The sequence below is a fragment of the Undibacterium sp. GrIS 1.2 genome, from assembly GCF_040544435.1.
Classification (GTDB): Bacteria; Pseudomonadota; Gammaproteobacteria; order Burkholderiales; family Burkholderiaceae_D; genus Undibacterium.
The window spans coordinates 32,205-42,133 of record NZ_JBEONP010000045.1 but is presented as its reverse complement, the minus strand read 5'-3'; the positions used below and the strand labels follow the sequence as shown (position 1 = coordinate 42,133).

Sequence of the window (9,929 nt, the reverse complement as noted above, 5' to 3'; positions counted from 1 at the left end):
GGCAACTTTCGACTGGCTGGTCAAAAGGCAGAATGCTATCGCATCTGACCCTTTGACTTTTTATTCAATGTTGCTCTTCGTACTTGAATCCGCCGGTATTTTTAAATAATTTTTAGGGGAGTATCTTATATATCATCCTAAAAATACTTATCCTGCGTCACCGGTAACATACGGCCGCGCAGGCTCTGCACACCATTCGCTCCACGATCCCGGATATAAAGCAGCGCCCGGCAAACCCGCGATTTCCAAAGCTAACAAATTGTGGCAGGCCGTCACGCCTGATCCGCATTGCATAATCGCCTTGCTGGCATCTGGCACAATTGCACTCCATTCGGCCTGTAATTCTTGCGGTGATTTGAAGCACCCGTCCGCTTGCAGATTATCTTTAAAAAAACGATTTTTTGCGCCGGGAATATGACCGCCAATCGGGTCCATGGTTTCATTCTCACCGCGAAAACGGTCTGCCGCGCGGGCATCCACCAGCGTACGCGAGGCAGTAGCAAGGTTAACCAGCACGTCACCGACGTTGACGCTGCTGACCAGACTAGCACCTAAGCTAATGCTGCCACGCGCTGCCTCTGGCGCTTTATCCGTAGTTGGCAAACCTTGCGCCTGCCACGCGGGCAAGCCGCCATCCAATACCGCAACCGCTTTATGTCCAACCCAGCGCAACATCCACCAGAGACGGGCGGCAAACATACCGCCGTGTGCATCATAGGCAATGACTTGCGTAGAATTATCAATTCCCCAGGCACGCAAGATGCGGATGAAATCTTCTTTTTCCGGTAATGGATGCCGCCCATGAAAAACGCCATTGGAAGATAATTTAGGGCCCGACAATTGGTTATCCAGGCTGGCGAATTTAGCACGCGGGATATGCGCCGCATCATAAGCTTTTTTACCCGCGCTGGCGTCCAGCAAATCATGCCGGCAATCTAAAATGACCCAATGTGGATTGTCAATCTGGGCGGATAAGTCCGTGGCAGAAATCAGTGTGGTATGCATGCGTACTCCTTTTATTCAGTCGCGATAGGGTCGATGGCGATTACTGGTTTGTTTCTGGCATTATAGAACGTCGCAATCAATCCACTACTTAAGATCACAGCAATGCCTAACCAGCTCATCCAACTTAATGCATCGTTCCACAATAACAGATCCCAAATGCTGGAGAATACGATGCCGACATATTGTAAATTGGCGGTGACCAAAGTATTGCCAAGGCGATAGGCGCGTGTCATCGCAAATTGGGCTGAGGCCGCAGTCAAGCCTATGGTAATCAGCAGCAAAAAGCCTTTGATATGATGCGCATGCCAGCCAGCCGTCAACGAATGTGCAGCTAAGTTGCTACTGCCGGCATCCTGACCAAGCCCGTAGTCCAACCCGTAAGTCAGTCCATTAATCATTGTGCCGAACAAACCGGCAATGGCGCAGGTGAGTGAAAAATAAAATACCACACGATATTCTGGCTCGCCCATCAAACCCATCTGACGCACTTGCATGTAAGCCAGCGCAGCGAGCATTCCAGAGATGAGCGCCACGATCCCACCGACCATCTGATCTGCATGCATGCTGGGACGTAGCAACAATAAAACGCCGATAAATCCCAAGGCAATGGCTGCAAGCAAACCCCATTCAATCCGCTGTTTTCCCTTTAACCATGCCCCACCAAACAAGATCGCGGCAATCCAGATCGGTGACATGTAATTGAGCGTCACCGCCATCGCTAACGACAAACGACTGATCGAATAAAACCATAGCCACAAAGCGATCACGCCTACCGTACCGCGCCACAAATGATGACCTGCCATGCGAGTGCGCAAACTATAGCCTTGCATCCTCACTAGCAAATAAATCATCACCATTCCGACCAAGCCGCGATAAGCAACGATTTCAGAAGTTGAATATGTATCCGAGGCGAGCTTGACGCATACGCCCATGATGGAGAATAGAAAGCTGGCTACAAGCATCCACAAAGATTGCATTTATTTGATCCCGGTTCTTTTTCACTCTTTTAATCGGTCTGATAATTGATGTAGTAATCGACAGCCTAAAAAGGAGTAACAAAAAATGAAGGGGAAGCTGCGGCTTCCCCTTCATTTTTTTAAAACTGTATTTTGCGTCGATACCACTCATGAAAATGCTGCATGCCATCTTCCATCGGTGATTGATAAGGACCAACTTCGCTGACACCACGGTCTAGCAAAATTTTGCGCCCCGCATCCATGCGCAAAGCAATCTCATCATCCTCAATACAGGTTTCCATATAAGCAGCGCGTTCAGCCTCGATAAATTCACGCTCAAACAGGACGATCTCTTCGGGATAATAAAATTCCACTACATTGCGTGTTTTACCAGTCGCGGTCGGCCATAAAGTCGATACCACCAGCACATGCGGATACCATTCGACCATGATGTTCGGGTATAACGTTAACCAGATCGCACCGTATTTTGGTGTTTCACCGTTACGAAACTTGAGGATTTGCTCTTGCCACGCCTGGTATTTAGCAGAACCTGATTTGAGCAGGCCATTATTCACGCCGACCGTTTGTACGCTGTAGTCCTCACCAAACTCCCAGCTTAAATCATCACAAGTGACAAAACTCCCCAAGCCCGGATGAAATGGTTCGACATGATAGTCTTCCAGATAAACTTCAATAAAAGTCTTCCAGTTGTAATCACATTCATGCACTTCTACATGGTCTAGCATGTAGTCGATGAAATTGAGGTCTTTGGTGACGCTGAGCTGCCCCATTTTTTCCATCACGTTGTAGCCGTTTTGCTCGAACAATAAACCGTTCCAGTTTTGCAGCGGCGTGCGTGACAGATTAAGGCAAGGCGTGTCCTCAAAATGCGGTGCGCCAATCAGCTCACCTTTTAAGTCATAGGTCCAGCGGTGTAAAGGGCATACGATATTGTTGCTGTTGCCGCGACCATTGAACATCAGTGCTTGCCGGTGGCGGCAGACATTGGACATCAGCTCAATTCCGTTAGCGCCGTCGGCATGACGCACCAGCATGCGGCCTTCATTCTCAGCGACGAGCGTAGCAAAATCGCCGACATTGGGCACCATCAGTTCATGACCGACATAGCGTGGGCCAGACTGGAAGAGTTGTTTGATCTCGCGTTGCAACAGCGATTGATCAAAATACACATGAACAGGAAGTTGCGCGTTGGAGCGCGCGAGTTTGGAAAAAGAAGCCAGATCGGACATCCCTACCCCCCAAATTAATTTGCACCAACCTAAAGGAGAAAGAATCCACAAAAACCTGCTTTTAACTGCTGATCGTGATTAAGAAAACGACGATCTCCAGCGAAAAGCTCACACAAAAAGAATGAAGAGGAAATTTTGGACAAGACCGCGGATTATACCTGAATCGGCTTTATCGGGGTGCTCTGCGGCAAATTAGACTTTTTTTGATTTCAAAATAAGCAAAAAGAAATCAAAAAGTTAGCGTTGTTTGTTGTGACAAACCGACGTTGCAAGCAGCAAAACGACGGATCAATCAACTTTAGTGACAATCTTCTAATTTTTACTTATCGGCAAGATAATCAGGTTTAAAACCTAGCTTAAGCAAACAGGCGTAAACAAAAACACCAGCCATCGCCCTATATTTTTAGTCGCAAAGTGCCTAAAAACGATCCAGCAAGCATCAATAAGCTTTCATTCGCCATCGATTAATTCATCTCATCAATGTTCAATCAAAAATGGGCTGACTTCATTAAATTTGCATTTCGGCGCGATTTTTATGCTGCGCTGCGCCTTGCTTATTGATTAGGCAAAACCTAGTCTGAAAATCCCATTTTTTAAAAGGAGCGGCAGTAAAGGACAAATGACATTGTCCGGTTTCATTTTGGCTATTTGAAAAAAAATAATTTAAGAGACAAAAAAAATGAACAAAAAAAGATTGAAAAAAATTGGGGCATTGCTAGTTGGATTGGCAATGCTTCCTACAGCATCATGGGCTTCTGGTTACACAGAAACAAAATATCCCATCGTGCTGGCACATGGTTTGTTTGGCTTCGATAACATCGGCCCTGTGGAATATTGGTATGGTATTCCATCCGCTTTACGCTCTGACGGCGCCAAAGTGTATGCAACCCAAGTCTCCGCTGCGAATAGTACCGAGGTACGGGGCGAGCAATTACTGACTCAGGTCAAACAAATCATTGCGGTCACTGGCACCGGCAAAGTCAATCTGATTGGACATAGCCACGGCGGCCCGACCGCACGTTATGTGGCATCCGTCCGACCTGATCTGGTGGCATCGGTGACCACCGTAGGCGGCGTCAATCGCGGCTCCAAAGTGGCTGATCTGCTGCTGGGAATCGCACCTGATGGCTCGCTATCAAACGCAGTAGTTGTGTCGATCACCAATGGCCTGGCAAACATCATTAACTTCCTCTCTGGCGGCAAAGGTTTAACTCAGGATTCACTGGCAGCAGCAAAATCATTGAGTACGGCAGGATCACTCAAGTTCAATGCCTCCCACCCAGAGGGCGTACCAACCAGCGCCTGCGGTGAAGGTGCCTACCAGGTCAACGGCGTGTCGTATTTCTCCTGGAGCGGTGCCAAGGCCTATACCAATGTACTCGATCCAATCGATCCGGCATTAGCCTTAACTTCGCTGGCCTTTGCGGGCGCAAAAAATGACGGATTAGTCGCAAGCTGCTCCGCACATTTAGGCAAAGTGATCCGTGACGATTACGCGATGAACCATCTGGATGAAGTGAACCAAACAGTCGGCCTAGTGAATATTTTTGAGACCAATCCGGTGACGCTGTATCGACAACACGCCAATCGCTTAAAAAATTTAGGGCTATAAAATTAACTAAATTCTATTGCTTCTACAATTTTAAACATCTAAGGCGGATAGCGTGCATCAAATACGACCATGAGTTGTTATTTGATGTACGCAACTTGTTAGCCGCTAATTGACTTCTCCATCTCCGTAATTTTTACGGAAGCAGGAATGACCACATCAGAATGTTGATCGAGATAATGAGAATACAAAAAAGCTACGCCACCATCACTATCGCATCCATCGTCATCGCTGTATTCACGATGCTGCAACTACGTACCGCCCCGACTACAAAAACGCACTCAGAGCAGGTATTGAGTGATAAAGATTCGTTCGCATTTGTGCGCTCTATGGATGGCACTCAAGTTGACGGTCAGTTACAACAAGCAAGCACCGATGTCTTAATTGTCGATGCCGGATTGCGCCGCATGTTCGACTATTACTTAGCGGCGACAGGCGAAAAAACTTTGCCGGAAATCCGTGCAGAAATAGAAAAAGAACTAAGTAAAAAATTAGGCCCCAAAGCGGCAGCACAAGCTAAAGATCTGCTAAGTCGCTATCTGGATTACAAACTAGCGCTGGCAGAAATAGAAAAAAATCCTCAACTAGTGAATCCTACAAATGCCGGCTATGACAGCAATAAAATGACATCTGCAATCAAAGCACGGCTAGCAGGCATGCAAACTTTAAGGCAGCGTTATTTCGATCAAAACGAAAATACTGCATTCTTTGGCTTTGACGATGCCTACGACACCGACGCGATTACGCGACTGGAAATCGCACAAGATAAAAATCTGAACAACGTACAAAAGCAACAAAAACTACAAGCGCTGGACGCGGCCATGCCAGCAGCACTGCGGGCAGAAAAAGAAGCGCCTTATCAAATTATACGTATGGAAGAAAACGTCGCAAAAATGCGCGCGCAAGGTGCAAGCGACGACGATATTTATCGTATGCGAGCAGCAGCAACCACACCAGAAGCCGCCGCACGATTGGCTGATCTGGATAGAGAAGATACAGATTGGAAAAACCGGATTGCTACTTATCAGGCGGAGCGAAATAAAATCATCAGCAATGGAAAAAACGACGCGGAACAAATGACGGCATTACAGCAAATTCGCAATCAATTATTTGATGTGAATGAGCAGAAACGCTTGGGGGCTTATGAGTGAATCGATACGTTTACTGAAGATGGCTGGGGAGAACAGATAAGAGCAAATTAAAGAAAAATTCTGCCCAAAAAATCTGGAAATCTGGAATAATGATTCACTCATCCCAACGTTTAGCATTTTAAATAAACTAATTCGCCAGCTCGTTTTCTCGCTCAGCAACCTCTTCCAAGGCTTCGCTGAGAGCGCGATCAACTAATTTATCGAGTACCAAAATTTGTGCACGTTGTTCGCGAAAAGTCTGTTCCAGCTCTTGTGCAGATAAGGAGAAAGATTTCTCTTTTTGACTGGCGGTAAAGATGTACAGACTGCGCATAGGACTAACCCAGGCGAGTCTGGCTTTGTGAGTATCTCCGCTCTTCTTCGTAAATTGCAACCAAATGCCGCGCTCCAGATTTGCGACTACTTCGGCGGCATTATCAGCAGAGACATCTTCCGCGTGCAGCTTCTGTAACTCTTGTGCCTCCTGAGCTTCTGCCTGATTACGTTTTTCCAGGCGACGCTCAGCGGCTAACTGCGCAGCTTCGACTGCTATTTCTAACTGCTTTTCTGGAGACAACTCTAAAGGAGCACGAACTATCGACGCATGGCATTCTGCGAGATCCGCAAAAAATAGAGCACGGTCAGCATCTTCCCATTTAATCAGACTCAGCCACTTATTTAGCCTGGCTAAAATCGCCGGCAGTCGGTTCAATAATTCTTGGCGTTGTGGCAAAGTAATCTTAGGCTTAACGCTCCAGATTAAGTCATCCATCGTTTTGATAGCGTCCGTCACAGCATGTGGTTTGTCTTCTTGCACGCTGTACGCCAGTGTTAGTACTTTAGTCCAGCGGTTTTCTAAAAAGCTTTCAACAAAAGCGACTACCTCGCCAGTACCGACTCGCAAAGCAACTTCATTATTGGCGGCTATATTGGCCTGTTTGAATTTCTCTTTTTGCAGCGCACGTTTGATCGGCTCTTGTAAAGCTTTTGCGCTGGCTTCTTCTTTTTTTGCGACAAAGTTTTCTAAATCAGAAACCACTTCGTCAAACAAGCCTATTTTATGGTCAAACTCGTTTTGTACCCGGCTCACATTGTGCTGCATTGCCTGGAACAGCGGATCAGCTTGTCCTTTGCTTTGATCCCAAGCCACGCTCTGCTGCGTGAGCAGATCGATCATGCGGCGTGCTGGATGCGCTTCTTGAAAGAAAAATTCTTTATCCATCAACGCAGCTTTAAGCACCGGGATTTGCAAGACGCCAATCAGCTCTTTAATCTGTCCCGGTATTGATGGGTTATGAAAAACCGTATCAAATATTTTAGACAGCAAATCGAGAGTAGTTTTTTCTACGCTGTTGTTACTCGTCAGTTCCGGCATTTGCTCGCGCATTTGCGACAGACGCATCATGTCTTGCGCACCAGCCACCAACTGGCGAATCGCCATCGTCTTCTGTAAATTTTCCAGATAATGGAAAAGTCGGGTATCGGTTTCTGGCTGGCTGGCTTGAGCGCTAGCAGAAAACTGCTGGCGATATTGCGGCTGATTTAAATCAGTTTTTTGATCGTCTTCATTTTGATTAGCTGATGGATCAGAAGAATTTTTTTCTGAAAAAATCTTCTTCAGTTTTTGACTTAAATCTTTTTTATCAACTTGCGCAGGCGCAATCGCAGATTGAATATTTTCGGTCTTTTTAATCCGATAAGATTCATGCAATTCAGTCAAAATGCCCTGACGTACCAAAAACTCATTTAAGGCCTGCAGAATTGGCGACAGATCAAACAGAATATCTGCCCGCAGTAACGGCAAAATTAACGGATGCGTATGTGGATCAGGATTAAATTTAGACCACGCTGCATGGATCACGCGTAAAAATACTTCCGGCCTGAATGGATTTTGCGCAACGCTTAGAGTATCGGTCTCTGTGACACATGCCAAACGCATACCTAATGCGGCTAGTTGCTCAGCGCTCGCCAGCTCTAATGCACGGCTAGCACGCCCAAATGCTAGCTTTTTGTCCATCTCTTCGTATGACACTAGTGTCAGAGCGATATCTTGTTGCTCAAAATGTTCTTGTTTAGGCTTATTTGCCAAAGACAAAGCTTGAATTTCATTACGGAAAGCGATCTCAATATCAGCCGAACATAAGTAATAAAAAGCATAGCCATTGTTCTTTAACAACTGACCAGAGTTAAAACTGAGATTAGCCTCACGAGCATCACTGACTTGCTCGGATGCTGCAAAAAAAGCGTTCGCCAAGCGTGCGGCAAATGCATCTAATTGCGCGACTACCAAATGCGTCGCCTGCGGAATCAGCGCACGCAAAATCTCCGCACGCGCTAATGGTGCTTTCTGAGACTGCCGATGATCGGGCGACTGTGATGACATGGAACTCGTTGTTAAAACACGTTGTTAAGATAAATTATTAGTAAAGAATTACCGTCTGCAACCGAAGTCTGATCGATAAGCCAACTAAATAAAATACTCAGAAGTTGCTTTGAAAGAATGAAGTAGTGTAATGCTTTGTGAGTAGTCTGTGCACAAACTTGCATCACACAAACACTACAATTTGTTTGACTGCACATTGACTATATACGATTAATTTCCATGTGGAAATGTTTGAATCGCAATTTTAGCTGCTTTTTTAAGTAAATTCTCTTTTTTGCGATATCAAAAAAACAAATTCAATAAGCGCATAAAAGTGAATAATCCCGATACAGAAAGGATAGCTCTAAAAAAGCTGCTAATTATGCCAACTAAGCTGATTATCAACTGGGTTTGCACTAAAATGCAGGGTTAGACTCAATTTGCTCTTCAAGACTACCTATGCCAAAAAAATTACCCTCCATCGGACAACCCGGTCAGAACGATCAGCCAACTTCTTTCGAAGCAGCGATGTCGGAATTATCAGAACTGGTCGCCCAGATGGAAGCTGGTGAGCTGCCTTTAGAAGCTTCCGTCACGGCTTATCAACGTGGTTCTGAATTAATTAAATACTGCGCAGGCCAACTCGACAAAGTAGAACAGCAGGTCAAAGTACTGGAAGCTGGCATGCTGAAACCTTTCGTTGCAGATAATTCTGGCGAGGCCGATGCATGAGCGCGCATTTTCAGGATTGGATGAAATCCACTCAGCAGCAATTTGAAGTCTTATTAGCTAGTTTTCTACCAAGCACCGATGCTATACCAGCAAAATTGCATGAGGCTATGCGTTACGCAGCTTTAGATGGCGGCAAACGCGTGCGCCCTTTGTTAGTGTATGCCGCCGGTTTTATGTTTAATGCCCCAGCAGATTTATTGGCGCGTGCCGCCGCCGCATTAGAAATGATTCACGCTTATTCATTAGTGCATGACGACATGCCCTGTATGGATGATGATGCTCTGCGTAGAGGCAAACCGACTGTGCATGTCAAATATGACGAAGCAACTGCCCTGTTGGTTGGTGATGCGCTGCAAGCACAAGCTTTTTTGGTCTTGGCAGAAGCACAGAGTGAATCCTCACGGCAAGTTGCCATGCTACGTTTGCTGGCACAAGCCGCTGGGTCAACCGGTATGTGCGGCGGTCAGGCGATTGATTTAGCCAGCGTCGGTGTCGCCTTAACAGTAGGCCAGCTAGAACAGATGCACCGCCTAAAAACAGGCGCATTGCTGCGTGCTTCAGTCATCATGGGCGCGATGTGTGGCAAGACTTTATCTGCGGCGGAAGTCGCTGCGCTTGATGCATACGCCAGCGCAATTGGACTTGCATTTCAGGTAGTAGATGATGTGCTGGATGCCACCGCAGATTCTGCCACCTTAGGTAAAACTGCTGGCAAAGATGCCGCAGATAACAAGCCGACCTACGTATCCTTGCTAGGTCTGGAAGCGTCACAAGCGCTGGCAAAAAAACTATGCGACGACGCCCATGCTGCGTTGTTGCCCTTTGGAGAAAAAGCACACATCCTGCGCAACCTGGCAGATTTGATTGTGCAGAGGAAGGCGTAAT

Annotated in this window: 8 protein-coding genes; 4 read left to right on the top strand and 4 right to left on the bottom strand. The window is 46.4% G+C overall.

The features are described 5' to 3' along the window. Positions 1–147: 147 nt before the first annotated feature. The 3 genes from AAKU61_RS17230 to AAKU61_RS17220 form a co-directional block, all read right to left on the bottom strand. Positions 148–1,005 carry a sulfurtransferase gene (locus tag AAKU61_RS17230; RefSeq protein ID WP_354334259.1) on the bottom strand — a complete coding sequence of 286 codons (858 nt, stop codon included), beginning with the start codon at positions 1,003–1,005 and terminating at the stop codon, positions 148–150. Positions 1,006–1,016: 11 nt separating this feature from the next. Next, on the bottom strand, positions 1,017–1,982 hold the full coding sequence (locus AAKU61_RS17225; protein ID WP_354334257.1) for a DMT family transporter: 966 nt from the start codon (positions 1,980–1,982) through the stop codon (positions 1,017–1,019). A gap of 119 nt (positions 1,983–2,101) precedes the next feature. Next, on the bottom strand, positions 2,102–3,211 hold the full coding sequence (locus tag AAKU61_RS17220; RefSeq protein WP_354334255.1) for an aromatic ring-hydroxylating oxygenase subunit alpha: 1,110 nt from the start codon (positions 3,209–3,211) through the stop codon (positions 2,102–2,104). 679 nt (positions 3,212–3,890) lie between these two features. Here AAKU61_RS17220 and AAKU61_RS17215 point away from each other — a divergent pair. Next, positions 3,891–4,823 carry a lipase family alpha/beta hydrolase gene (locus AAKU61_RS17215; RefSeq protein ID WP_354334253.1) on the top strand — a complete coding sequence of 311 codons (933 nt, stop codon included), beginning with the start codon at positions 3,891–3,893 and terminating at the stop codon, positions 4,821–4,823. A 176-nt stretch (positions 4,824–4,999) separates the two neighbouring features. Next, a complete protein-coding gene (locus tag AAKU61_RS17210; protein WP_354334251.1) occupies positions 5,000–5,971 on the top strand; it encodes a lipase secretion chaperone in 972 nt (323 codons plus the stop codon). A 127-nt stretch (positions 5,972–6,098) separates the two neighbouring features. Here AAKU61_RS17210 and AAKU61_RS17205 read toward each other — a convergent pair whose 3' ends face one another. Next, a complete protein-coding gene (locus AAKU61_RS17205; protein ID WP_354334249.1) occupies positions 6,099–8,333 on the bottom strand; it encodes a DUF1631 family protein in 2,235 nt (744 codons plus the stop codon). 438 nt (positions 8,334–8,771) lie between these two features. On the opposite strand from AAKU61_RS17205, the gene AAKU61_RS17200 reads away from it, so the two are divergent. Both AAKU61_RS17200 and AAKU61_RS17195 read left to right on the top strand, forming a co-directional pair. Further along, positions 8,772–9,044, top strand: a complete 273-nt coding sequence (locus AAKU61_RS17200) for an exodeoxyribonuclease VII small subunit (protein WP_354334248.1) — start codon at positions 8,772–8,774, stop codon at positions 9,042–9,044. After that, positions 9,041–9,928: a polyprenyl synthetase family protein gene (locus tag AAKU61_RS17195; protein ID WP_354334246.1), complete on the top strand. Its 888-nt coding sequence runs from the start codon at positions 9,041–9,043 to the stop codon at positions 9,926–9,928. The genes AAKU61_RS17200 and AAKU61_RS17195 overlap by 4 nt, the downstream gene beginning before the upstream one ends. The last annotated feature ends 1 nt before the right edge of the window (position 9,929 follow it).